Origin of the sequence: Micromonospora sp. LA-10 (genome assembly GCF_051853095.1) — a bacterium.
Classification (GTDB): domain Bacteria; phylum Actinomycetota; class Actinomycetes; order Mycobacteriales; family Micromonosporaceae; genus Micromonospora; species Micromonospora echinospora_A.
Map to the genome: position 1 here is coordinate 3,582,882 of NZ_CP195710.1, position 23,437 is coordinate 3,606,318.

18 protein-coding genes are annotated in these 23,437 nt (G+C 73.7%); 5 read left to right on the forward strand and 13 right to left on the reverse strand.

What is annotated here, in order from left to right; all coding sequences use genetic code 11:
• The first annotated feature begins 550 nt into the window (after positions 1 to 550).
• Positions 551 to 838: a hypothetical protein gene (locus ACSDG8_RS16970; RefSeq protein ID WP_210895573.1), complete on the forward strand. Its 288-nt coding sequence runs from the start codon at positions 551 to 553 to the stop codon at positions 836 to 838.
• Between the two features lie 80 nt (positions 839 to 918).
• Entirely contained in the window at positions 919 to 1,395 is a 477-nt protein-coding gene (locus ACSDG8_RS16975; RefSeq protein ID WP_247678826.1) for a hypothetical protein, read from the forward strand.
• Positions 1,396 to 1,419: 24 nt separating this feature from the next.
• Here ACSDG8_RS16975 and ACSDG8_RS16980 read toward each other — a convergent pair whose 3' ends face one another.
• Entirely contained in the window at positions 1,420 to 2,358 is a 939-nt protein-coding gene (locus ACSDG8_RS16980) for a PASTA domain-containing protein (protein WP_210895572.1), read from the reverse strand.
• A gap of 98 nt (positions 2,359 to 2,456) precedes the next feature.
• Positions 2,457 to 3,128, reverse strand: coding sequence for a PASTA domain-containing protein (locus ACSDG8_RS16985; protein ID WP_210895571.1), 672 nt, complete (start codon positions 3,126 to 3,128; stop codon positions 2,457 to 2,459).
• 105 nt (positions 3,129 to 3,233) lie between these two features.
• Here ACSDG8_RS16985 and ACSDG8_RS16990 point away from each other — a divergent pair, with 105 nt between their 5' ends.
• A complete protein-coding gene (locus ACSDG8_RS16990; protein ID WP_439427039.1) occupies positions 3,234 to 4,907 on the forward strand; it encodes a hypothetical protein in 1,674 nt (557 codons plus the stop codon).
• Positions 4,908 to 5,074: 167 nt separating this feature from the next.
• On the opposite strand, the gene ACSDG8_RS16995 is transcribed toward ACSDG8_RS16990, so the two are convergent.
• Positions 5,075 to 6,553, reverse strand: coding sequence for a glutamate--cysteine ligase (locus tag ACSDG8_RS16995; protein ID WP_210895570.1), 1,479 nt, complete (start codon positions 6,551 to 6,553; stop codon positions 5,075 to 5,077).
• A 251-nt stretch (positions 6,554 to 6,804) separates the two neighbouring features.
• On the reverse strand, positions 6,805 to 7,386 hold the full coding sequence (locus ACSDG8_RS17000; RefSeq protein ID WP_210895569.1) for a YceI family protein: 582 nt from the start codon (positions 7,384 to 7,386) through the stop codon (positions 6,805 to 6,807).
• 101 nt (positions 7,387 to 7,487) lie between these two features.
• On the opposite strand from ACSDG8_RS17000, the gene ACSDG8_RS17005 reads away from it, so the two are divergent.
• Positions 7,488 to 7,979 (forward strand): MarR family winged helix-turn-helix transcriptional regulator, encoded by a 492-nt coding sequence (locus ACSDG8_RS17005; protein ID WP_184680659.1) that lies wholly within the window; start codon positions 7,488 to 7,490, stop codon positions 7,977 to 7,979.
• Positions 7,980 to 8,247: 268 nt separating this feature from the next.
• On the opposite strand, the gene ACSDG8_RS17010 is transcribed toward ACSDG8_RS17005, so the two are convergent.
• From ACSDG8_RS17010 to ACSDG8_RS17050, 9 genes are all read right to left on the reverse strand, one after another.
• Positions 8,248 to 10,800 (reverse strand): ATP-binding protein, encoded by a 2,553-nt coding sequence (locus tag ACSDG8_RS17010; protein WP_210895568.1) that lies wholly within the window; start codon positions 10,798 to 10,800, stop codon positions 8,248 to 8,250.
• A gap of 101 nt (positions 10,801 to 10,901) precedes the next feature.
• Positions 10,902 to 12,050 carry an acyl-CoA dehydrogenase family protein gene (locus ACSDG8_RS17015; protein ID WP_210895567.1) on the reverse strand — a complete coding sequence of 383 codons (1,149 nt, stop codon included), beginning with the start codon at positions 12,048 to 12,050 and terminating at the stop codon, positions 10,902 to 10,904.
• A 66-nt stretch (positions 12,051 to 12,116) separates the two neighbouring features.
• Positions 12,117 to 13,649, reverse strand: coding sequence for an acyl-CoA carboxylase subunit beta (locus ACSDG8_RS17020; RefSeq protein ID WP_210895566.1), 1,533 nt, complete (start codon positions 13,647 to 13,649; stop codon positions 12,117 to 12,119).
• 125 nt (positions 13,650 to 13,774) lie between these two features.
• Positions 13,775 to 14,695 carry a hydroxymethylglutaryl-CoA lyase gene (locus tag ACSDG8_RS17025; protein ID WP_210895565.1) on the reverse strand — a complete coding sequence of 307 codons (921 nt, stop codon included), beginning with the start codon at positions 14,693 to 14,695 and terminating at the stop codon, positions 13,775 to 13,777.
• A 25-nt stretch (positions 14,696 to 14,720) separates the two neighbouring features.
• The gene (locus tag ACSDG8_RS17030) at positions 14,721 to 16,058 is read right to left on the reverse strand and encodes an acetyl-CoA carboxylase biotin carboxylase subunit (RefSeq protein WP_210895633.1); all 1,338 of its coding nucleotides are present in this window, start codon (positions 16,056 to 16,058) and stop codon (positions 14,721 to 14,723) included.
• Between the two features lie 77 nt (positions 16,059 to 16,135).
• Complete coding sequence (locus ACSDG8_RS17035) at positions 16,136 to 16,750, reverse strand: TetR/AcrR family transcriptional regulator (RefSeq protein ID WP_210895564.1); 615 nt, start codon at positions 16,748 to 16,750, stop codon at positions 16,136 to 16,138.
• A 58-nt stretch (positions 16,751 to 16,808) separates the two neighbouring features.
• Positions 16,809 to 19,652 (reverse strand): hypothetical protein, encoded by a 2,844-nt coding sequence (locus ACSDG8_RS17040; protein ID WP_210942629.1) that lies wholly within the window; start codon positions 19,650 to 19,652, stop codon positions 16,809 to 16,811.
• Positions 19,645 to 21,438 carry an HSP90 family protein gene (locus ACSDG8_RS17045; RefSeq protein ID WP_210895562.1) on the reverse strand — a complete coding sequence of 598 codons (1,794 nt, stop codon included), beginning with the start codon at positions 21,436 to 21,438 and terminating at the stop codon, positions 19,645 to 19,647. Before ACSDG8_RS17045 ends, ACSDG8_RS17040 begins: the two co-directional genes overlap by 8 nt.
• Before the next feature lie 163 nt (positions 21,439 to 21,601).
• Positions 21,602 to 22,741 (reverse strand): FAD-dependent monooxygenase, encoded by a 1,140-nt coding sequence (locus ACSDG8_RS17050; RefSeq protein ID WP_210895561.1) that lies wholly within the window; start codon positions 22,739 to 22,741, stop codon positions 21,602 to 21,604.
• Positions 22,742 to 22,833: 92 nt separating this feature from the next.
• Here ACSDG8_RS17050 and ACSDG8_RS17055 point away from each other — a divergent pair, with 92 nt between their 5' ends.
• Positions 22,834 to 23,433, forward strand: coding sequence for a TetR/AcrR family transcriptional regulator (locus ACSDG8_RS17055; protein ID WP_210895560.1), 600 nt, complete (start codon positions 22,834 to 22,836; stop codon positions 23,431 to 23,433).
• Positions 23,434 to 23,437 lie beyond the last annotated feature (4 nt).

Genomic DNA, 23,437 nt, shown 5'->3' on the forward strand with positions numbered 1-23,437 from the left:
GCCCCGGTTGGGCACCCACCGCGGGCGCGACCGGCGGGCGGTGGGCGAGCGTTCGCGGCAGGGGTGGTGCCGGTCATCGACCGGCCGCGACGGGCGAAACCGGCGTCCAGTGTGACGCCCCGATACCTGACGCTTCAAGTTTCCTGTTCACGTGTCCTGCTCACCTATCCGCAAAACACTACGTGCAACTTGCATGTCGCACGTCGCTGTAGCACTCTGTCCGTATGGCACGGGTTACTCACCGTCTTCGAACGATCTCCGGGCGTGGTGATGCCGCGGTCCGTGGGACGGCCGGAGGGGAGCCGTCCCGCGCCGTGCGACCTGCCCCGGAATGAAGACCCCGTCGCTGCACGCCAGCTCGGCTGCGGCGGCGGGAGCGGTAACCGGGAGCAGCCGGGTGATGGTCGGGTGGCGGTCCGCCACCATGGGTACGGCCCGACCAGCACCGACCAACGACCGCCGGTCCGCGAGGCAGACCCCCGTCACCGGACCGCACCGACCCCGTTCCGCCTCGCCGGTCCCGACCGGCCGACCCTCCCCAGGAGCCCATGTGCTTCCCCGCTCCGGTGACGTACTGCACGTGACGCGCGCGGCGAGTGTCCAGTTCTTCCGACCGATCATGTTCCGGGTGATCCGGGTGCTCGACTGGCCGACCTACGACGGTTGGCTCTGGCTCGAAGGCTACGAGTTGAACGCGGCGGGGGACGCGGTCAACCGACGGTCGATCTTCGTACTCGAAGAGGGGTTGCAGCAGGTCCACGCTGCGCCGGTGCCCCGGCAGCACACCGTCCGGACGGCCCGCCGCCCGGTGGTCCGGACTCCGGTCCGGGTGGGCTGACCTCACGATTCCCGGTCGGGAGGGCGTGCCGTCGCCATAGAATCGGTACGCCCACCCCGGCACGTTCCACCCCGCGCGCCATGGACCCTGAACCTGGGATGGTCATGGTCAATCTGCCCGCCGCGCGGCGGCACCACCGGTCCCGTGTCGGCTATGCCCTCGGGCTGTTCGTCTTCCTCGTCGTCGCCACCGCGCTCGCGCTCGTGGTGCGGCACCCCGCCTTCTCCGCCACCCAGCAGCTCGCCGAGCCCGTACCGGCCCCGGAGATCACCGTGGCCGGTGAGGACGGCCGTGCCCCAGCCGGCGAGGACGCCCGGGCGGCGGCCGGCGAGAACGACGAGGACGACGGCTGGTCTCCCATCGACCCGTCGCAGGACGAGGACGATCCGGAGGCCGACACGCCGCCCGCGGGCACCGGGGGCGGCGAGGCGCTCGCCGAACGACCCGGTGACACCACGAGCAACCTCAGCCGGTCGCTGTTCTACTCCGGTCTGCTCGGGCTCGCCATCTCGCTCGCCGGCCTCGGCCTGGTCGGCACCCGCCGACGCCAGTGGTGAACGCCCCGACGCCGATGCTGACCGTCAGGGCGTGGTGGTGGTCGCCGGGGCGGAACCCGGCGTGCTCGGACCCTCCGTCGGCGGCGCGGGCACAGCCACCACGATGGTGACCCGGTCGTCCTCACCCACCGGGTAGCCGGCCTCCGGGTCGGTAGAGATAACCGTGCCGGCCGGCCGGTCCGACGCCCGCCGCTGCACCCGGTAGTCCACGTCCAGCCGGTCGAGCGCCGCCCGGGCGGCGGCCTCCGGCAGCCCCACCAACGGTGGCATCGGCACCTCGACCGCCTCGGTCGTGGGTGGCGTGCTCGGCGGGGAACTGCTCGGCGCGGCGCTCGTCGGGGCGGCACTGGTCTGCGCCGAAGTGCTCGGCACCGCCGACGGCACCGTCCCCGGATCGGAGTCCTGGTCGGCGGCGCGCAGCGCCAGCCACACTCCCACCCCGATCAACCCCAGCAGGAGCAGCGCCAGGATGCCCAGCAGGATCGGCATCCACCAGCGGCGTCCGGCCTGCTCGTCGCCGTACCACTCGCCCCCCGGCTCGGGGTAGCCGGCCGGTCGCGGCGGGGGCACCCCGGCCCGGCCGGACCAGGCGCCCACCGGCTCCTGCGGAGTGGTCGCGTCGAGCGGACGGCGCGACGGCCCACCGGGCCCACCGGGCAGCGGACGGGTGGCGTCGCCCGCGTCCGGCGGCATGGCGCGGGTCGCGTCGCTCCCGGCGGCGCCACGCGGCATGGCGCGGGTCGCGTCGACGTCCTCCCCGCCCGCGTCGCGCGGCATCGCGGCAGTGGCGTCGGGGCCCCCGGCAGCGTTTCGGGGGAGCGCGCGGGTGGCGTCGGCGTCCTCCCCGGCCGGGTTCCGTGGCATCGCGCGGGTGGCGTCCGCGTCCTCCCCGGCCGGGTTTCGCGGCATCGCGCGGGTCTCGTCCGCGTCACCGGCCGGTGGTTCCTGACGGTCGTCGCTCATGGCACGTCCTTTCCCCACCGGGACGGGGCGCACGGCCCTCGATCGTCCACCGTAACGGGCCACGGCCACGTCGGCCGGGATCAGCGCGCCCGCGCCGGTCAGCCAATCGGCGACGGAGTGGCGCTCGGCGACGCGGACCCGGTGCCGCCGCAGGTCAGCACGACCTGGTCGTTCCACCGCGCCGGGCTGCCCGCGACCGGCTCCTGCGCGGTGACCGGGCCTAGGCGGCCGGTGCCGTACCGGGGATAGAGACCGGCGTCCACCAGATCGTCGGCGGCGTCGGAACAGGACAGCGTGCCGACGTCGGGCACGGTGACGGCCGGGGCCGGTCCGGTCACGAACAGGGAGACGGTGACACCGCGCTTCACCGGCGTGCCCGGCGCCGGCGAGGCGCGCTCCACCGAGCGTCCGCTGCCGGTGCCGAAGACCAGTCGCCAGCCGAGCCGGCGGTCACGCAACTCCCGGCGGGCCTGTTCGAAGTCGACGCCGACCACCTCCGGCACGGTCAGGGCGGCGGGCGCGCTCGTCCGCGTACCGGTCGGGGCGGCGGCCGTGGTCGCTGGTGGCGTGGTGGCCGGCGCGGACGTCGAGGCGGTGACAGCCGGCGCGGCCTCGCCGGGCGCGGCCGGGTGGCCCGGGTCACCCGCCAGGATCCAGCCGACGCTGGCCCCGATCACCGCCAGCAGGACCACCGCCAGACCACCACCGAGGAGCAGCCTGGCCCGCCCCGGGCCGGTGCCGTCGCCGTCCGGTCGCCGCTCGTCCGTCATGCTTCCCCGCCCCCGCTCATCGACGACCGTATCCACAGCTGCCAAACGGTCACGGCGTGTCGCCACGACTCGCCGAGCCGACCTCGGGACGTTACGCTCCCCGGCATGGTCAGTCGGGGCTGGGGAGGATCGACCGCCGCCGCGCTCGGCGTCGCTGCCGGCGCGGGCGCCGCGCAGCTCGGTTTCGGGTACGGGCTGGGCATCATCAACTGGGCGCCGACCGGCGCGGTACGCGTCGAGGCGGCCTGGGTGGCGAGCCTCGCCTGGGCGACCTGGATCGCGGCCACCTCGGTCATCGCCGGCGCGGTCTGCGCCCAACGCCTACGAGGCCGGGACGACGAGTCGCAGGGCAAGCCGCCCCGACTCGCGCTGGTGCTCGCCGCGGCTGTCGGCGCGCTCGTCACCGTACTGCTGGTGGCGGTGCCGGCACGGGCGGCCCAGGTGCCGGACGTGTCCGCGCCGCAGACCGTCGCCGCCGCCTACGCCGCAGCGGGGCTGCTGCTGGGGATGCTGCTGGCCACCTGGGCGCTGCACACCCGCGCCGCCGCCACCAACCTCATCGCCACCTCGGGCTGGCTCTGGCTGCTCGCCGTCGTGTCGGTGGTCGACGGGGTGGTCGCCGGCCGTGGCCTGACCACCGCCCAGCTCGGCATCTGGCAGATCAGCGCGGACCGTGGCGCGTTCTGGATCCGCGACTACTTCTACTGGCCAGGCGCGCTGCTGTCGGTGCTCTCCGCGCTGGTTATCGGCGTGCTGGCAGCCCGGCGAGCGGCCCGCGCTCCGGAGGTACGGGTCGGCGCGGCGGCCTCCGGGGCGGCCGGACCGCTGCTCGTGGCGCTGGCGTACCTGCTCGCCGTACCGCGGCTCGCCGGGATCGCCGCCGAGCAGTTGTCGGCCCACCTGATCGCCCCGTACGCGGTGATCGCCGGTGTCGGCGGCTCGATGCTGATGGCCGCGCTCGCCCAGCGCGCCGAGCGCCGCAGCGCCGAGCGGGTGATCATCCCTCGTCAGCGCACCGGCGAGCCGGACCCGATCAGCGGCGATACCGACCCGACGACCGGCGACCCGACCGGGCCGCACGGTCCGGACAGGCCGGACGGGCCGGACGGGCCGGACAGGCCGGACAGGCCGGACAGGCCGGACAGGCCGGACAGGCCGGACGGGCCGTCGGAGCCGGCCGGAGCCGTGTCGGACTCGTCCGCCGCGTCGCCGTCGAGCGGCTCGGGGGCGCGCCCGTCGGCTGTGTCCGGCAAGCGCTCGGGCGGATTGTTCGGCAGGCGGAAGGCCGGCCCGTCGGCCTCCGATCCGTCAGCGGCCGATTCGTCAGGCCCGTCAGCGGCTGGCCCGTCCGCATCAGACCGGTCGGGAGCGTCAACGGCTGGCCCGTCGGCGTCAGATCGGTCAGGATCGTCAGCGGCTGGTCGGTCAAGAGCGTCAACGGCTGGCCGGTCCGCGTCAGATCCGTCGGTCCCGTCAACGGCTCGCCCGTCAGCGGCGGACCGGTCGGCGTCGGGCGTGTCGGAGCGGTCAGCGGATTGGGCGGCCGGGACGGACAAGGCACCGGACACCTCGGCCGACGCGCGTGAGGCGACGGCCCCAGCGGAGGACGGCGTAGCCGTCGGCCGGACCGGAACGGAGAAGGGCCGTGCCACCCGGTCGGCCACCGGCCGACGCGGTCGGGCCGTTCCGCCGCAGCGGCAACCCGAAGCCCTCGACCAGCCGAACACGCAGACCAGCCAGGACGACTCCTCGTCGCGCTCAGGCAAGCCCTCGTCGTAGACCGAGGTGCCTCGCCGGTCGCCCGGAATCCCGCCCGCTCCCATCGATCTTGGAGTTGTGGCGCCTCGCAAACCGCCTAACAAGGACATCCGAGGCGCCACAATTCCAAGATCCGCGAGGCGAGGGCGGGCAGGGCAGGAGGGCGGGGGCGGGGAGGGCGGCAGGGGTCAGTCGACGGGCCAGGTGTGTACCGGCTCGTTGCTGCGCTGGAGTTCGGCGTACCGCTTGACCATGTGGTGCAGCGCGGCTTCCCGGTCCAGGCCGCGGTGCCGCTCGGCCGCCCACACCGTCTCCGTCTGCCAGACCGCGCCGTTGCGGCCGGTACGGCAGCGGCCCTCGATCACGCCCAGCAGGCGATCGCGCTCGGCCGGGGCGACGCCGAACCGGTCCAGCCCTTCCTCGGCCACCGGGAGCAGCGTCTCGAGGACGAGCTTGGTCACCGGCACGTCGCCGAGGCGCGGCCAGTGCAGGACGGCCTCGATGCCGCGCCGGGCTGCGGCGTGGAAGTTCTCCTCCGCCGAGCTGAACGTCAGCTGGCTCCAGATGGGACGGTCCGCCTCGGCGAGTCCGCGGGCCAGCCCGAAGTAGAACGCCGCGTTGGCGAGCATGTCCACCACTGTCGGGCCGGCGGGCAGCACCCGGTTCTCGACCCGCAGGTGCGGGCGGTCGTTCATGATGTCGTAGACCGGCCGGTTCCAGCGGTAGACGGTGCCGTTGTGCAGCCGCAGCTCGCCGAGCTGGGGTACGCCACCGGCGTGCAGCACCTCGACCGGGTCCTCGTCCTCGCAGATCGGCAGCAGCGGCGGGAAGTAGCGGACGTTCTCCTCGAACAGGTCGAAGATCGAGGTGATCCAGCGCTCCCCGAACCACACCCGGGGGCGTACGCCCTGGGCCTTCAGCTCGTCGGGACGGGTGTCGGTGGCCTGTTGGAACAGGGCGATCCGGGTCTCCGCCCAGAGCTGCCGGCCGTAGAGGAACGGCGAGTTCGCCCCGACGGCGACCTGCACTCCGGCGATGGCCTGGGAGGCGTTCCAGTAGTCGGCGAAGCTGTCCGGCGCGACCTGGAGGTGGAACTGGAGGCTGGTGCAGGCGGCCTCCGGCGCGATCGAGTCGGTGTGCGTACGCAGCCGCTCGACGCCGTTGATGTCCAGCTCGATGTCCTCGCCGCGGGCGCCCACGATCTGGTCGTTGAGTACGCGGTACCGCTCGTTCGTGGAGAGGTTGTCCGCGACCAGGTGGCGTTCGGTGAGCGTGGGCAGGATGCCGACCATCATGATCGTCGCGTCGGACTTGGCGGCCCGCTCGTCGGCGCGGCTGAGGCTGCTGCGCAGGTCCTGCTCGTAGTCGGCGAAGCCGCTGCCCTCGATCAGCCGGGGCGAGGCGTTCAGTTCGAGGTTGAACTGCCCCAGCTCGGTCTGGAACAGCGGGTCGGCGATGTCGGCCAGGATCTGGTCGTTGCGCATGGCCGGTTCCGCGGCGGCGTCGATCAGGTTCAGCTCGATCTCCAGCCCGGTCATCGGCCGGTCGGCGTCGAAGCCGAAGTCGTCGAGCATCAGTGCGAAGACGTCCAGGCAGCGCCGGACCTTCTGCCGGTAGTGGACCCGATCCTCGCGGGAGAAGGCGCCCTGGTCGACGTCTCTGCCCATGTGTCCTCCCGACGCCGGTGCGACGGAACCGTACCGTTCCGCAACGCATTGTGAACCATTCGCGTGGTGGGCGTAAGTGCGCCCCGTCCGCCACCCGCTGGACGGGCGACAGATCTGCACCTGTACCCCGTCGGGGCCCTCACCAGCGCCGTCGGCCGGAGAACATCGCGTGACGATTCGCACCGCTGCGCGTACACGGGAAGGGCCCGCACCGTCGGCGGACGGTGCGGGCCCTGCGGACCTGGCCGGGCTCAGCCCTGGCGGATGGCCTCGCCCTCGATCTCGATCTTGACCTTGCGGCCGACCAGGACGCCGCCGGTCTCCAGCGCCACGTTCCAGGTCAGGCCGAAGTCCTCGCGGTCGATCTCGGTGGAGGCGGAGAAGCCGAAGATGTCCTGCCCGAAGGGGCTGCGGCCGACGCCCTCGAACTCGACCTCCAGCTCGACCTGACGGGTCACGCCCTTGATGGTCAGCTCGCCGACGAGCACGAACTCGTTGCCGTCGCGGGACTTCACCTCGGTGCTGCGGAACTCCAGCGTCGGGTACTGCTCGACGTCGAGGAACTCGGGGCTGCGCAGGTGCGCGTCCCGGTCCGCCTGGGCGGTGTTGATGCTGGCGGCCTGGATGCTGGCGGTGACCGTGGACTGCATCGGGTCGTCGGCGACGGTGATGGTGGCGGTCGCGTCGGCGAACTCACCGCGTACCTTGCTGACCATCATGTGCCGTGCGACGAATCCGACACGCTTGTGCGCGGCGTCCAGAACATAGGTGCCGGGGGTGGGGATGGTGAGACCCTCCCAGTCGCGGGTAGTCGCCTCGGTGCTGCTGGTCATGGTGCTCTCCTCCGGGGAAAACGGTTTAGTATCCCAACGACTGACTGAGCAACTATAGCTATAGCAATATTCCCTGTGTCAAGTGTTGCTAGGATGGTGGCGTGGACCAGAACGTGTTCGACGATCCCCGGATCACCGCCGTCGGCCTCCTCGTCGAGGCGCACGCCGGGCTCTCCGCCCGGTTCGCCGCCCAGTTCGACGAGCACGGCCTCTCCCCGGTCGAGTTCGAGGTGCTCACCCGACTCGCCCGCTCACCCAACAACCAGCTGCGGATGACCGACCTGGCGGCGCAGACCTCACTCTCCACCAGCGGCGTGACCCGCGTCGTGGACCGGATGGAGCGGGACGGGCTGATCCGTCGGCGCGCCTGCCCGTCCGACCGCCGCAGTTCCTTCGCGGTGGTCACCGCCGCGGGCCTGAGCCGGCTGGACGCCATCCTTCCCGGGCACCTGCGGATCATCGAGCAGTGGTTCACCGGCCAGCTCGACCCGGACCAGCTCGACGGGCTGCTGGACGGGCTGCGCCGGGTCCGGGACGCGGTCCACCCGGGCGCCACGGCCGGCAGCACCGAACCGGCCGAGGACGCCGCCTGACGGTCCACTGCCGACGGTTCACCGCCCGGCGGCCCGCTGGTCGATACCAGCGGGTCACCGGCAGAATGACCGGCAGAACCGCTCAGGCAGCCGGGCAACCGGTACATATCTCCCCATATCTCTGGCCGTGCCTCGGTAGTCTTCCCGCAGCGGGGGGCACCGGGGGGTGCAGGCGCGAGCGTCGAGCGAGGGGCAGCACCAGGGGGCTACTTCGTTCGCGCCACCCCCGCGCCCCACGCCCTCCCCGGCCCGCCGGACGCGCCGCCGCTCAGCGCGCCTTCTGACGCCGCGCCGCCAGGGAGAAGAGCAACTCCTCCTCCCGCGGCAGCAGGCTGACGCCGGTGACCCGCCGCGCGTCGTCCAAGCGGTCCAGCACAGCCGGATCCCCGCTGCTGACCGCCAGCCCCACGAGCGCCTCGACCAGGTCACGCCGCCCCGCGCCGCCCTCCGCCGCGTCGGCCGCCGCGGCGAACCACTCCACCGCCAGTTCCCGATCCCCCCGGTGCAACGCCACGTGGCCCTCGATCAGCCCCCGTAGCGCGTCCTCGGCGCGAGCGTCCGCGACCACGCCGGGCGGATTCAGGCTCTCCACGACGGGCGGCCGACGCTGACCCGGCACCGCGCCAGAGGGCCACAGCTCGGCGGCCGCTGCAAGCGCCTCGTCGACCCGGCCCTGGCCGGCGAGCGCCAGCGCGACCTTGCCGACCGTCCGCCGCCGCCGACCGGGATCGCCCAGCTCCGCGAGCGCTGTCGCGACCCGGCGACCCTGCTCGACCGCCTCCGCGTACCGGCCCTCCAGGCGGGTCAGCTCGGCCTGGTCGGCCCGCGCCAGCAGACGCAGGCGACGATCGCCGCACTGAGCTGCCAGGCGGTCCACAGTGGCCAGGCGCCGCCGTGCGTCGGCCAGCCGCGCCGCGCGTACGTCATGCCAGGTGAGGTGCGCCTGGGCGACGGCCATCTCGCGTATCCGGCCGTGCCGGGTGGCCGTCGCCAGCGCGGCCTCGGCCTGCTCGCGGGCCTCGTCGTGCGCGCCGAGCCCGCGCAGCAGCGTGCAGAGCACGGACCGGGCCGACAGCTCGCCGACCACGTCGCCCGCCTCGGCGAAGATGACGAGCGCGGCCCTGGCGGCCGGCAACTCCTCCGCGCCCGCGCCGTGCTCGACGGCCAGCCGGGCCGCGCCGAGCATCGCCCAGGCCCGCAGCGTGGGCCGGGTGCCGGCGGTTCGCGGATCGGCCAGCAGCCGCCGCAGCCGGCGCCGGCCGGAGACGTCCCGGCCGCGCAGCCGCCACCAGCGGGTAAGCGAGGCGGCCAGCAGCAGCGCCGTCTCCGGCGCGTGCTCGGCGGCGTACGCGAGGGCGGCGGTGATGTCGCCGGTCGCCTCGTCGAGCAGGCGTGCCACGCCGGACAACTGTGTGCCCACCAGCCCGGGTGCGGTGCGGTGGACGAGCCCGGCGATCACCGAGGCGTGCCGGAGCCGGATCCCGGCGGTCTCGCCCTCGACGTCGGCCTGCTCGGCCGCGAAGTCCCGGACCGCGTCCAGCAGCCGGAACCGGAACGGGCCGGCACCCCGGACACTGAGCAGGCCCAGCTCGCGCAGCCGGTCCAGCAACGGTGCCGCGTCCCACCGCCTGCCGCCACCGGCGAGCAGATCCTCGGCCAGCTCGACCGACCAGCGGTTGCGGAACGCGGAGAGCCGTCGCAGCGCGGCCCGGTCGGCGGGCGCGAGCAGACGGTAGCTGCTCGCCACCGCCTCGCGCAGCGTCACCGTGCCGGCCGGCCCGTCGGCGGACTCCCAGCCCGGATGCGCGCCGGTCAGGTCCAGGACACGGTCGCCGTAGCGGTCGAGCAGTTCGGTGACGTCGAGGATGCGTCCCCGCGCCGCCATCAGCTCGATCGCCAGCGGCAGCCCGCCGAGGCGGCGTACCAGCGCGGCGAGCGCCGGCAGCTCGGCCGCCGTGGGCGGTTCGCGGCGGGCCTGGGCGAGGCGGGCGGCGAACAGTGCCGCCGCCGGCCAGCGGTCCAGGTCGAACCGGTCGGCGAGCGCGGCGTCCACGGGTGGCACGTCGAGCGGCGCTACTGGGCGGACCAGCTCACCGGGCAGCCCGACCGGGCGGCGGCCGGTCACCAGCACCCGCAGGTCCGGCACGGCCCCGGTCAGGGCACGAAGCGCCCCGGCCACCGGCTCGGGCGCCCGGTCGACCGCGTCGACGAGCAGCAACGCCGGCCGTCCGTCGAGCCGGCAGGCGAGGTCGGCCAGCCGGGTCACGCCGAACACCGACGCCGACGCGGCGAGCACGTCGGCGACGTCCGAGCCCTCCCCGACCAGCACCCCGGTCACCCCGCCCGGGTGCCGGGCCGCCACCGCGTGCGCGACAGCGATGGCGAGCGCGGTCTTGCCGACGCCCGCGAGCCCGACCAGGCTCACCACCGGGTACGCGTCGAGCAGGCCGGCCACCTCGGCCACGTCCCGGTCGCGGCCCAGCAGCGGTACGGGCTGGGGCAGCGTGACCGGCGGTCCGGCGTCGGTGTCGGTGTCGGTGTGGCGCGGCCCGGGCCGGGCCGGCGTGGGCCGGGCGGTGGCGACGAACTCCCGCCGGTCGTCACCGGCCAGGCCGAGCGCGTCGGCCAGCAGGTCCACTGTGGTGCGTTGCGGGCGGGTGGCCCGGCCCCGTTCCAGATCGCGGACCGTACGCACGCCCACGCCGGCCCGGCCCGCCAGCTCGGCCTGGGTCAGGCCGGCGGCGAGCCGGTGCCCGCGCAACAGATCGGACAGACCGGTGCGACCACCTGGGTCCCGCGCACCGTCATGATCCGGAGTCATGGGCACGAAGAGTACGGATGGACTCCGACGCTCCACAGCCCATCGTCAACCACCCGACCGTCCCTCGCCGTTATCCGACAGGGCGCGGCCGAGGGCGCCTCTCACATGCCGAGGTCGCGGGCGATGATCATGCGCTGCACCTCGCTGGTGCCCTCGCCGATCTCCAGGATCTTCGAGTCCCGCCAGAAGCGGGCCACCGGGTACTCGTTCATGAAGCCGTAGCCGCCGTGGATCTGCGTCGCCTCGCGGGCGTTGTCCACCGCCACGGTGGAGGCGTGCAGCTTGGCGATGGCCGCCTGGCGCTTGAACGGCTCGCCGGCGAGCATCCGGGCGGCCGCGTCGTAGTAGGCCAGCCGGGCCGTGTGGGCCTTCATCTCCATGTCCGCGATCTTGAACTGGATGGCCTGATAGTTGCCGATCGGCTGGCCGAACGCCTGGCGCTCCTTGGCGTACTTGATCGACTCGTCCACGCAGCCCTGGGCCAGGCCGACGGCGAGCGCCGCGATGGCGATCCGGCCCTCGTCCAGGATGCGCAGGAACTGGGCGAAGCCCCGGCCGCGCTCGCCGAGCAGGTTGGCCGCCGGCACCCGGCAGTCGTCGAACGTCAACTCGTGCGTGTCCGACGCGGTCCAGCCGACCTTCGAGTAGCCGGGCGCGACGGTGAAGCCGGGCGTACCGGACGGCACGATGATCGTGGACAGCTCCTTGCCGCCGTCCGGCCGCGTACCGGTGACGGCGGTGACGGTGACCAGCGCGGTGATGTCGGTGCCGGAGTTGGTGATGAACGCCTTCGAACCGTTGATCACCCACTCGTCGCCGTCCAGCACCGCGCGCGTACGGGTGCCGGCCGCGTCCGAGCCGGTGCCCGGCTCGGTGAGCCCGAACCCGGCCAGCGCCTCACCGCTGAGCAGCCTCGGCAGCCACTGCGCCTTCTGCTCCTCGGTGCCGAACCGGTAGATCGGCATCGCGCCGAGCGACACCGCCGCCTCCAGCGTGATGGCCACGCTGGAGTCCACCCGGGCCAGCTCCTCCAGCGCGAGGCAGAGCGCGAAGTAGTCGCCGCCCATGCCACCGTGCTCCTCCGCGAAGGGCAGCCCGAACAGGCCCATCTTGCCCATCTGACGGACGATCTCGTACGGGAAGGTGTGCTGCTCGTAGTGCTCGGCGATGGTGGGTGCGACCACCTCGCGGGCGAACTCCCGCACGCTTGAGCGCAGCGCCTCCTGTTCGTCGCTGAGCCGGAAGTCCATCTGATCCTCCTGGTGGGACGGCGGTACGGACGGGCCGGGCGCTCGTGACGCCGGGGCGTGTGTCGGTCAGACCGGGGTGACGCCGTGGCGGCGCCGGGAGAAGTGCCGCTCCTTGCCGCGTGCGGCGACGAACCGGCGTACCAGCTCGGCGCGCAGCTCGTGCGGCTCGACGATCGCGTCCACCACCAGCTCGCTGGCGAGGCGGACCACGTCGATGTCGCGCTCGTACTCCTCGCGCTTCGCGGCGACGAACGCGGCCCGCTCGGCCTCGTCGGAGATGGCGGCGATCTTGTTGGCGTAGACCGCGTTGACTGCTGCCTCCGCGCCCATCACCGCGATCTTCGCGGTGGGCAGCGCGATCGTGGCGTCCGGCTCGAAGCCGGGCCCGGCCATCGCGTACAGACCAGCGCCGTACGCCTTGCGGACCACCACACAGATCTTGGGTACGGTCGCCTCGGAGATCGCCGTGATCATCTTGGCGCCGTGCCGGATGATGCCCTGCTTCTCAACCGCGCTGCCGACCATGAAGCCGGGCACGTCGCTGAGGAACAGCAGCGGCACGTTGAACGCGTCGCAGAGCTGCACGAACCGGGTCGCCTTGTCGGCCGAGTCGACGAAGAGCACGCCGCCCTTGAACATCGAGTTGTTGCCGACCACGCCGACGACCTCGCCGTTGAGCCGGCCGAACCCGATGGTCAGCTCCTTGGCCCACAGCGCCTGGATCTCGAAGAAGCTGCCGGAGTCCAGCAGACCCTTGACGTACCGGCGCATGTCGAACGCCTGCCGCTCGCTGGCCGGGACCAGCGCGGCCAGGTCGGCCTTCTCCGGCGCGGCCACGGCCTCGGCGGCCGGCGGGTCCTGCTTCCAGTTCGACGGCAGGTACGACAGGTAGGTCCGCACCACGTCCAGCGCGTCGTTCTCGGTCTTGCAGAGGAAGTGGCCGACGCCGGACTCGGCGCAGTGCACCTTCGCGCCGCCCATCGCCTCCAGCGTGGTCTTCTCGCCGGTGACCATCTCGACCATCCGGTCGGAGCCGAGGTACATGCTGGCGTTGCCGTCCACCATGGCGACCACGTCGCAGAACGCCGGGATGTACGCGCCGCCCGCCGCGCTCGGCCCGAACAGCGCGCAGACCTGCGGGATCGAGCCGGAGGCGCGGACCTGGTTCCAGAAGATCTTCCCGGCGCCGCGCCGGCCCGGGAACAGGTCGACCTGGTCGGTGATCCGGGCGCCGGCCGAGTCGACCAGGTAGACCATCGGGACGCCCGTCGCGTACGCCCGCTCGATGATCCGGATGATCTTCTCGACGGTACGCGCGCCCCAGCTGCCGGCCTTGACGGTGGAGTCGTTCGCCATCAGGCAGACCTGGCGGCCGTCGATCGTCGCGGTGCCGGTGACCACGCCGTCGGCGGGGAGCCCGTCGGCCATCGCGTTGGCGTAGAGCCCGTCCTCGACGAAGGAGCCCTCGTCGACCAGGTACGCCACGCGCTCCCGGGCGAACAGCTTGCCCTTCGCGGCGTTCGCCGCGTGGTACTTGTCCGCACCACCGGCGCGGGCGCGCTTGCGCAGCTGCTCCAGTGCCTCACCGTCGAGCGTCACGCCGACTCCCGTTGCCACCGCCCGCGCAGGGCGCCACCGACCTGAACGATCGTTAGGCTACCCCACCCGCGCCGCCCTCGGCACCCCGCCACGCCCCCGCACCCCATCCACCGTCGTGATCAAGGTCAGGACGGGATCGGGGTCAGGCGGGTGCGGGGGCCGGCTCGCAGGACGCCCGAGGGGAGCTTCTTGCCCACCAGAGCCTCGGCCAGCTCGGCGGCCTCGATCAGGGCGTCCAGGTCGATACCGGTGTCGATGCCCATGTCGTGCAGCATGTGCACCGCCTCCTCGGTGGCCAGGTTGCCGCTGGCGCCCGGCGCGTACGGGCAGCCGCCGAGACCGCCGACGCTCGCGTCGAACTCGGTGACACCCAGCTCCATCGCGGTGAGCATGTTCGCCAGGGCGGTACCCCGGGTGTTGTGGAAGTGCAGCAGCACCGGCAGGTGGGCGTTCCGGTCGCGTACCGCGGTCACCAGCTCGCGCACGCGCCGGGGCGTACCCATGCCGGTGGTGTCGCCGAAGGCGACGCGGTCCGCGCCGTCGCGGGCGACGCGGTCCACGATCGCCGCGACCCGGCGGGGGTCCACGTCGCCCTCGTAGGGGCAGCCGAAGCTGGTCGCCACGATCACCTCGGCGGTGGCGCCCGCGCCGTGCAGCAGGTCGATCAGCTCGGCGATGTCGTCCAGCGACTCGTCCGTGGACCGGTTGACGTTGCGGCGGTTGTGCGTGTCGCTGGCCGAGACCACCACCTCGATCTCGGTGAAACCGGCCGCCAGCGCCCGCTGCGCGCCACGGCTGTTCGGCACCAGCGCGGAGTAGCGCACCCCGTCGGCCTTCTCCGCCCGCTGCCACACCTCGTCGGCGTCGGCCATCTGCGGAATCGCCCTGGGGTGCACGAAGGAGACGGCCTCGATGCGCCGCACCCCGGTTCGGGACAGCGCGTCGAGCAGCCGCACCTTGGCGTCGGTGGGGATGGGCTCCTCGTTCTGGAGGCCGTCGCGGGGACCGACCTCACGGATGCTCACGGAGTCTGGGAGTTCCGCCATCAGGTTCACCTCACTGGGTCGAAGATCAGCGCATCCGGGAGACGATGCCGGTGTCGTAGTCGCCGGAGAGGAACTCCGGGTTCTCCAGCAGCTCGGCGAAGAACGGCAGGTTGCACTTCGGGCCGGCGATCTCGAACTGGGCGACAGCCGCCCGCGCCCGCTCGACCGCCTCCTCGCGGGTGTCCCCGCTGACGATCAGCTTGGCCATCAGGCTGTCGTAGAACGGCGTGACGGTGTTGCCGGCGACGTAGCCGGAGTCCACCCGAACTCCGGTGCCGGACGGCTCGTTCCAGGTGCTGATCGCGCCAGGGCCGGGCAGGAAGCGCTTCGGGTCCTCGGCGTTGATCCGCAGCTCGATGGCGTGGCCGCGCGGCGTGAGCGCGTCCGGGTCGAACGTCGGCGCCAGACCGGCCGCCACCCGAAGCTGCTCCTCGACCAGGTCGACGCCGTAGACGTACTCGGTGACCGGGTGCTCGACCTGCAGCCGCGTGTTCATCTCCAGGAAGAAGAACTCCTGCGTCGAGGGGTCGAGCAGGCACTCGACGGTCCCGGCGTTGCGGTAGCCCACCGCCTCGCCCGCGCGCACCGCGGCGGCCAGGAAGCGCTCGCGCAGCTCCGGCGAGACCGCCGGGGACGGCGACTCCTCGACCAGCTTCTGGTTGCGCCGCTGCACCGAGCACTCCCGCTCGCCGAGCGCCACCACCCGGCCGTCGGCCAGGCCGAGGATCTGCACCTCGACGTGGCGTACCCGGGGGAAGTACCGCTCGATCAGCACCGAGCCGTCGCCGAACATCCGCTCCGCGAACGCGCGGACCTTGTCGTACTCGGTGCGCAGCGCCGCCTCGTCGGCTGCGACGCCCATGCCCATGCCGCCGCCACCCGCGGCGGCCTTGACCATCACCGGGTAGCCGATCTCCGCGGCGGCGGCGACCGCCGCGTCCAGGTCGGCCGCCGGCTCGGTGGTGCCGGGCGCGACCGGCACCCCTGCCGCCGCCATCAGGTTCCGGGCGTTGATCTTGTCGCCCATCGCGGTGATCGCGTCCGCGCCGGGGCCGACCCAGATCAGACCCGACCCCTCGACGGTACGGGCGAAGTCCGCGTTCTCCGACAGGAAGCCGTAGCCGGGGTGGATCGCCTGCGCGCCGGTGCTGCGGGCGGCGTCGAGGATCGCCTCCACGTTCCGGTAGCTCTGCGCCGGGTTCGCCGGGCCGACGCAGACCGCCTCATCGGCCTCGGTCACGAACGGCAGCGCGCCGTCGGCCTCCGAGTGCACAGCGATCGTCCGGATCCCGAGGCGCCTGCCGGTACGGATGATCCGCCGCGCGATCTCCCCCCGGTTCGCGACCAACAACGATTCGATCATCTTCTGCACGGACGTGACCCCTTCTCGACGCAAAGCCGGGGTCTCTTCTTAACATGCGTTAAGGTCCGGGCGGCGTGTCAGGTCGGGTCGGTGGGCGCGAGCAGGGCCGCGAGCGTCGCGCCGCGCAGCAGCTCCGCCCGGCGCCGGCGATCGACCTCGCCACCGAGGAACGGCGTCGAGTTCATCAGGCCGAACGCCGCGTGTGCGAGCACCCGGGCCGCGCCGTCCGGCAGGCCGGGGTGCAGCGCCGTCAGCACCGTCACCCACTCCTCGACGTACATCCGCTGAAGCCGGCGGATGCGCCGGCGCGGCTCGTCCGGCATGCGGTCCAGCTCGTGCAGGTGCAGGGCGATCACCGCCGGGTTGGCCAGCGCGAACTCGACGTGGAAGTCGATCAGCGACTCCAGCGCGCCACGCGGGTCGTCCGGGTGACCGGCGGCCCGCTCCCGCCCGCCGGCGAGCAGCCCCTCACTGACCGGCACCAGTGCGGCGACGAGCATCGCCTCCTTGCCGGCGAAGTGGTGGTAGAGCGCCGGCCCGGTGACGCCGGCCGCCGCGCCGATGTCGTCCATCGACACACCGTGGTAGCCGCGCGCCGCGAAGAGGCCGACCGCGATCTCCAGGATCTCGTCCCGCCGGGACCGGCGCCGGGCCGTGCCCGCCGCCCCCCGTGCCTGCTGTTCCACCGCCACCGGGCAAGCCTAGACCTCAGCGTCGATCTAGAGCAGCCGCGGTTACCCGGCGGTTGCCTCAGTCCTCCTCAATGCCGTGCTCGGCGCGGACCGAAGCCGCCTCGGCCGGCCGGCCCTGGTCGTCGAGCGCCCGAGCCAGCAGCCAGGCGGCCTGCGCGGCGGGCCGGGAGCCGGTGGGCAGCCCGCCGAGGACCGGACGCAGCAGCCCCTCTGCCTGCTCGGGCCGGCCGTCACGCAGCAACAGCTCGCCGGTCAGCACCTCGACCTGCGCCGCCTCGCCGAACGCCTCGATCGACCGGAGCCGCCCCGGCACACCCTCCAGCCGGTCCAGCGCGGCGGTGAGCCGGTCCTCGCCGATCAGCACCCGGGCGACCGCGTCGGCGGCCATCGCCCGCTCGTACGTGACCACGGGCGGCTCGTCGGCCTGACCGGCGAGCGCGCCCGCCGCCTGGTCGACCCGCTCGATCGCGGCCACCGCCGCCGGCAGGTCACCGGACCAGTGCAGGGCGAGCAGCTCCCGCCGCCGGGCCCGCAGCTCGTCCACCGGATACCCGGCCAGCCGCCAGGCGGAGGCCGCCGACGCGAACCGCTGCGCGGCCAGGGCGTCCCGGTCGGCGTCGTAGAGCAGGCCGCCGGACTCCTCCAGCACCTGCGCCCGGCGGGGAAGATTGTCCGGCCCGTCCAGGTTCCCGGCCAGCTGGCCGAGCACCGAGAGCGCCAGATCCGTCTCGCCGAGACCCGCGTAGATCCCGGACAGCATGTGCCGGCACCGGTCCGCCTCGGCCTGCGCGCCGGAGCGGTCCAGCCCCAGCACCGCCTCCTCGGCCACCTCGGCGGCCTCGGCCAGCCGGCCGGCCATCCGGTACGCCTCGGCCAGCTCCCAGCGCAGCAGCGCGTCGCCCGGCAGCCCCTGCTCGACGCAGAGCGTGACCGCCTCGGCCAGGTCCTCCACCGCCTCGCCGGCCCGGTCGGCGGCCAGCAGCGCCCGCCCGCGCGTCACCCGCAGCGGCAGGTGAGCGCCGGCCGGAGCGACCGACAGCGCCTCGTCACAGACCGCCACCGCCTCGGCCGGGTCGTCAGCGGCACGCGCGCACGCCAGGCAGGCGCCGGTCAGCATCTCCGCGTCGCCCAGCTCGCCGGCCAGCCGGCGGGCCTGCGCCGCCGCGTCCCGGAACTCCTCGGCCCGCTCCAACTGCTCCAGCACGTGCGCCCGGTGCAGCGCGACCCGCCCGGCCAGCCACGCGTCGGCGTCGGCGTCCGCCCCGGCCCGGTCGAGCGCGTCCAGCGCCTCCGCCCAGCGCTCCCCGTGTACGTGGGCCAGCGCGAGCCGGTCCCAGCCGGCGGCCCGATCCCGCGGTTCGCCGTGCTCGGCCAGGTACACGGCCGACTCCTGCGCCAGCGTCAGCCCTTCCTCCGCGCTCTCCTCGGCCATGCTCAGCAGCACACCGAGCCGCCCGGCCACCACCTGTGCCCGCAGCGGGTCCGGCACCTCCCGCCACGCGGCGAGCGCCTCCCGGTTGACCTCCGTCGCCACCGCCACGCCGTCGTCGTCCTGGGACAGCTCGCCCGCCCGCAGCTCCAGCCGCCAGGCCCGGGTGGCCGCCGGCAGGTCGGCGTCGCCGTACCGCTCGTCGTACGCGCGCAGCACGGTGCCCAGGCCGTCCCGGCGGTTGGTGCGCCAGCACTCCTCGGCCAGCGCCAGCAGCTCGTCGGCGCCGGCCTCGGCGGGCACTGCGACCGGCGGCGCGGTAGTCGTCTGAGCGTCCGGCGCGGTACGCGGCGCGGGCACCGCCGGCCGACGCATGCTGGCGGAGAGCGGCAGATGCTCACCCTCCGGCCCGGCCACCAGCTTCCGGGCGATCAACGCGGACTGGTGCGTGGTGCCGTTACGCGCGTCGAAGCGCTCGGCCAGCCCGATGGCCGTACCGGCCAGCTCGTCGGCGAGCGCGCCCACCGGCACGTCGGCGGCCGGCCGGTCACCGGAGGCGCGACGGTGCACTGTCAGCTCGGCCGGCACCTGACGCAGCGCCGCCGACGCGGCGGCCGCGAAGTGCATCGCGGCGGCCGGGGTGGGCGCCCGGTCCAGCCAGTCCAGGTGCCGCTCGACCAGCTCCAGCGCGCGGGCCTCGTTGCCGGTCGCGATGCAGAACTCGATGTGCTCGGCGACGTCCCACAGGTTGGCCAGGTGCCCGCGCAGCCGCCGGTACGCCTCCCGGTGCGCGTCCCGCGCGGCGTCGCCCCGGCCGGTCTCCCGGTAGGGGGTGAGCAGCGCGGTGAGGATCCCCTGCGGCTGCTCGTTACAGGTCAGCCGGCCGGCGAGCACCGGCTCGGCGAGCGCCACCGCCTCCTCGTGCCGGCCGAGCCGGACCAGGTGCGCGACCTGCGTGGTCGGGTCGCAGCCGGCGCAGTCGGAGAGCGCGTCGCGGGGCGTGGTCATCCACTTGCGGTACCACTGCTCCGCCGCGTCCTCGTCGCCCAGGTGCGCGGCCACCAGGTAGCGGTGCTTGTGGACCGCCTGCAACGAGTGCCCGGCGTCGCGGTAGCGCCGCTCCATGTCGTCGAGCACCGCGTACGTCCGGTCCAGCGGCAGCTCCGGGAACTTCACCATGGCGTTGACCATGTACTTGAAGGCCCAGAGCAGCTGGTGCGTGTAGCCCTGGTGGTAGGGCTGCGGGTCCCTGTCGTATTCCGACAGGCACCAGGAGAACGTGACGAAGGACTTCGCCGGTTCGCCGCCGTAGACGTACGCGGTGGTGCCGGTGACCCGGGCGGCGAAGGCGAGGTGCCGGTCGTCGCCCGCGTCGGCGCGGCGCAGCAACTGCTCCAGCGCGGCGATCTGCCCCGGGCCGTACGGCATGTTTTCGATCTCGTGGTGCATGCGCCAGAGGTCGTCGTCAGTCACGGGTCACTCCCGGTACGGCCCGGCCGAGCAGGCCGAGGAAGGAACTGTTCAGCAGCGCGGCGTCGGCCGCCCGGATCGGGTGGTGCCCGAGCAGCAGGGCCTGCCCGTAAAGCGCCTCGACGGCCAGGCCGACCAGCTCCGGGTCGGCGAGCGTGGTCACCCGGCGGACCAGCGGGTTGCGGTGGTTGAGCACGAGTTGCGGGCGGTCCGGCGGGGCGGAGGCGGCGAGCGCGTCGAGCACCCCACCCCACAGGTCGTCGGCCTTGTCCCGGCTGGCGGCGAGCTGGTCGTGGAACGCGGCCGAGCGGGACACCAGGTAGAGCGCGGGCAGCGAGACCGGGTCGTACGCCCGGATCACGACCTCGCAGCCGAGCCGTTCCAGCGCCCGCTGCGCCCCGGTGAGGAACGGCCGCAGTGCCAGCTCGGTCGCCGGGTCGAGGGTCTCGAACCGGGTGGTGAGGTCGCTGGGCTCCAGCCGTTCGATGAGCACCGACCGATCCACTCTGGGCAGCCGCTCGATCAGTTCGGTGTCGTACGTGTAGCCGCCGTTGACGACTGCCATGTCCTGCGCGGCGGCCACGGCGGCGAGCTGACGGAACTCGTCCAGGCTGGCGGCATACCGGAGCACGCCGTGCCGCTGCCGGAACTCGGCGAGCGTCATCGTGCCCACGTTCGTGTCCATCGGCCACCACTGGTCGACCAGCCGCAGCATCTCGTCGTCGTGCATCGCGAGCGCCTTGACGCCGAGGTGGTGCACCTGGAGGAACTCGCCGAGCCGGCGCGGGTCGTGCTTGGCCAGCCGCACCAGCCAGCCCCGGATCTGGTCGCCGAGCGCGTCCCGGACCGTGGTGAGCAGCGTGTCCTCGTAGAGCGCCTCGCGGCTGGCGGTGGGGCGCAGCTCACTGGCGTCGACCACGCAGTGGGCGAAGAAGGCCCACTCGGGCAGCAGCCCGTCGGCGTGCTCGCTGAGCAGCATCCGCTTGAGGTAGACCCGGTGCCCGGCGCGGGCGGCCGGGTTCACCGCGGTCGGCAGGATGAACGCCACTCCGGTGAGGCCGGCCTCGGGCACCGAAAGCGGCACCACGTCGAACGGGACGAACCCGAGCAGCTCCTGGGCGTACCGCTGGAGCGCGGCGCGGTCGACGGGCGCTCCGGGCGTGGTGGGCCACGGCGGCGGCCCGGCGGTGGTCGGCGTGTCACCGACCCGGACGTCGACCGGCAGCAGGCTGCCGTAGAGGCGGGCCAGCTCGGTGACAGTGGGTACGCCGAGCCACTGGTCGGCGTCGCGCCGGGGCACCAGCGTCACTGTGGTGCCGGGCTCGTCGCGTGCCTGCTCCGGCTCGGCGAGCCGCACCGCGTACCGCCCGTCGGACCAGCCCGTCCAGAGCACTGTGGGCTCGTCGGCGTGCCGGGTGACCACGCGGATCTCGTCCGCGACCAGGAAGCAGGAGAGCAGCCCGATGCCGAACTGGCCGAGGAACTCGTGCCGGGAGAAGCCCAGCTCGTCGCGCTTGGAGCTGCGGCCGATGGTGGCGAGCAGCTCGTGCACCTGCGCCTCGGTGAGACCGACGCCGGTGTCGTGCACGCGCAGGGTGCCGTCGCCGGTCAGCTCCGGCGGCTCGATGCGTACCCGGGCCGGGGCGTTCGGCTCGGTGGACCGGCGCGCGGTGATCGCGTCGACGGCGTTCTGGAGCAGTTCGCGCACGTAGACGCGCGGGCTGCCGTAGAGGTGGTGACTGAGCAGGTCGACCACGCCACGGAGGTCCACCTGGAAGGTGCGGTCCAATCGCGCTCCCGGTTCGGATTTCGGCGCTCACCGTACCGGTCAGCGCCGACAGTGTCCGTCCCGTTTCATCCCTCCCAAGCCCGCCCACCTCCCCGCCGATCTTGCACTTTCCGCCCGGGCGAACACGCCCAAAAAGGACCCGCCAAGGGCCGCAACTGCAAGATCAGCGGGGTGGGGGTTCGAAGCCGGCGAGGCGAGTGGCGATTCGGTTCCTGGCTCCGGGGAGGGTGGAGAGCCCGCGGAGCAGGAGGTTTCTTAGGGGGCGGAGGGGTGGCGGGGCGGCGGCCAGGCGGGTCAGGGTGGCGGCGAAGCCGAGCACCTCCTCGGCGCGGGGGCGGCGGTCGGCGGCGTACCCGTCGAGGGCCCGCGGACCGGCGGCGAGCGCGTCGCCGAGGGCGACCGCGTCCCGCAGGCCGAGATTCATCCCCTGCCCGCCGGCCGGGCTGTGCACGTGCGCCGCGTCCCCGGCGAGCAGCACCGGGCCGCGGCGGTAGGCGCTCGCGATCCGGTGGTGGATCCGGAACCGCGACGACCACGCCATGCCGGTGATCCGATCCGGCCGCCGCGCCGGGCCGCGCTCGTCGAGCAGCGCCTGGAAGTGGTGCGCCTGCGGCTCGCGCGGCGCGTCGGCCACCGTGGCGACCAGCCGGACCGTGCCGTCGGGCAGCGGTGCCCAGACCAGCGGGCCCTGCCGGGACAGGAAGAGGCTCACCTGGTCGCGCGGGAGCGCGCTGTCCACGCGCACGTCGGCGAGCAGGAACGACTCCCCGGGATCGGCCGGGCCGCCGAAGCCGATGCCGGCCAGGTCGCGGACCCGGCTGTGCATCCCGTCCGCGCCGACGACCCAGCGCGCCCGGACCGCGCGGCCGCCGTCGAAGCGCGCGACGGCGCCGTCGCCGTCGAGGTCCAGCCCGGTCATCTCGTACGGCCGCAGCACGCGCCCGCCGAGCGCGGCGAGCCGGTCGGCGAGCACCGCCTCGGTCTCGGCCTGCGAGACGAGCAGCGCGTACGGGTAGCGCGACGGCAACCGGTCGAAGGGGACGGTGATCAGCACCCGGTCCCGGTCGCGGACGCTGAACCGGGCCGAGCGCAGCCCTCGGGCGGCCAGCGGCGCGGCGACCCCGATCCGGTCGAGCACTTCCAGGGTGCCCGCGTGCACGACGGCGGCGCGCGACGTGACGGGCGGTTCGGCGAGCCGGTCGACAACTGTCGCGGTGATCCCGTGCCCGGCCAGCGTCACCGCCACGGCCAGACCGGTCGGACCGGCTCCCACCACGAGGACGTCGGTGCGTTCGGGCAGCATCGCTTCCACCTCCGGGCTCAGGCCAACAACTGTTTGCCAACAACTGTTGACTCCACTGTAGAGGCGATGTCAACGCGTGTTGGCCTACAGTCGTGGACGTGACCGGACCCGCCACCCGTACCCGCCGCTCGGACGCCACCCGGGCCGCCATCCTGCGCGCCGCCCGGGAACGCTTCGCCGCCGACGGCTACGACCGGGCCACCATCCGGGCCATCGCCGCCGACGCCCACATCGACCCGTCGATGGTGATGCGCTACTACGGCAGCAAGGAGGGCCTGTTCGCCGCGGCGGCCGAATTCGACCTGCGCCTGCCCGACCTGGCCGAGGTGCCACCGGACCGGCTCGGCGAGACACTGACCCGGCACTTCGTGCGCCGCTGGGAGGCCGACGGGACACTCGTCGCCCTGCTCCGGGCCGCCGCCACCAACCCCGGCGCGGCCGACCGGATGCGCGGCATCTTCGCCGGCCAGCTCGCCACCGCCGTGGCCCGGTCCGGCGCCGACCCGGCCACCGCCGAACGCCGGGCCGGACTGGTGGCCAGCCAGATCCTCGGACTCGCGCTCACCCGGTACGTCGTCCGGCTGCCACCCGTGGTGGACCTCGACCCGGAAGAGCTGGCCGACTGGGTCGGCCCGACGATTCAGCGCTACCTGACCCAACCTTTACCCCCGTCCCGCGCGTCTGGCCGGTGACGGA

Excerpts from the sequence above, each read along its gene's own strand:
- ACSDG8_RS16990 (WP_439427039.1), top strand. The coding sequence starts at position 3,234 with ATGGTCAGTCGGGGCTGGGGAGGATCGACCGCCGCCGCGCTCGGCGTC.
- ACSDG8_RS17050 (WP_210895561.1), bottom strand. The coding sequence starts at position 22,741 with ATGCTGCCCGAACGCACCGACGTCCTCGTGGTGGGAGCCGGTCCGACC.
- ACSDG8_RS16975 (WP_247678826.1), top strand. The coding sequence starts at position 919 with ATGGACCCTGAACCTGGGATGGTCATGGTCAATCTGCCCGCCGCGCGG.
- ACSDG8_RS17025 (WP_210895565.1), bottom strand. The coding sequence starts at position 14,695 with ATGGCGGAACTCCCAGACTCCGTGAGCATCCGTGAGGTCGGTCCCCGC.
- ACSDG8_RS17030 (WP_210895633.1), bottom strand. The coding sequence starts at position 16,058 with ATGATCGAATCGTTGTTGGTCGCGAACCGGGGGGAGATCGCGCGGCGG.
- ACSDG8_RS16995 (WP_210895570.1), bottom strand. The coding sequence starts at position 6,553 with ATGGGCAGAGACGTCGACCAGGGCGCCTTCTCCCGCGAGGATCGGGTC.
- ACSDG8_RS17000 (WP_210895569.1), bottom strand. The coding sequence starts at position 7,386 with ATGACCAGCAGCACCGAGGCGACTACCCGCGACTGGGAGGGTCTCACC.
- ACSDG8_RS16980 (WP_210895572.1), bottom strand. The coding sequence starts at position 2,358 with ATGAGCGACGACCGTCAGGAACCACCGGCCGGTGACGCGGACGAGACC.
- ACSDG8_RS16985 (WP_210895571.1), bottom strand. The coding sequence starts at position 3,128 with ATGACGGACGAGCGGCGACCGGACGGCGACGGCACCGGCCCGGGGCGG.
- ACSDG8_RS17015 (WP_210895567.1), bottom strand. The coding sequence starts at position 12,050 with ATGGACTTCCGGCTCAGCGACGAACAGGAGGCGCTGCGCTCAAGCGTG.
- ACSDG8_RS17010 (WP_210895568.1), bottom strand. The coding sequence starts at position 10,800 with ATGACTCCGGATCATGACGGTGCGCGGGACCCAGGTGGTCGCACCGGT.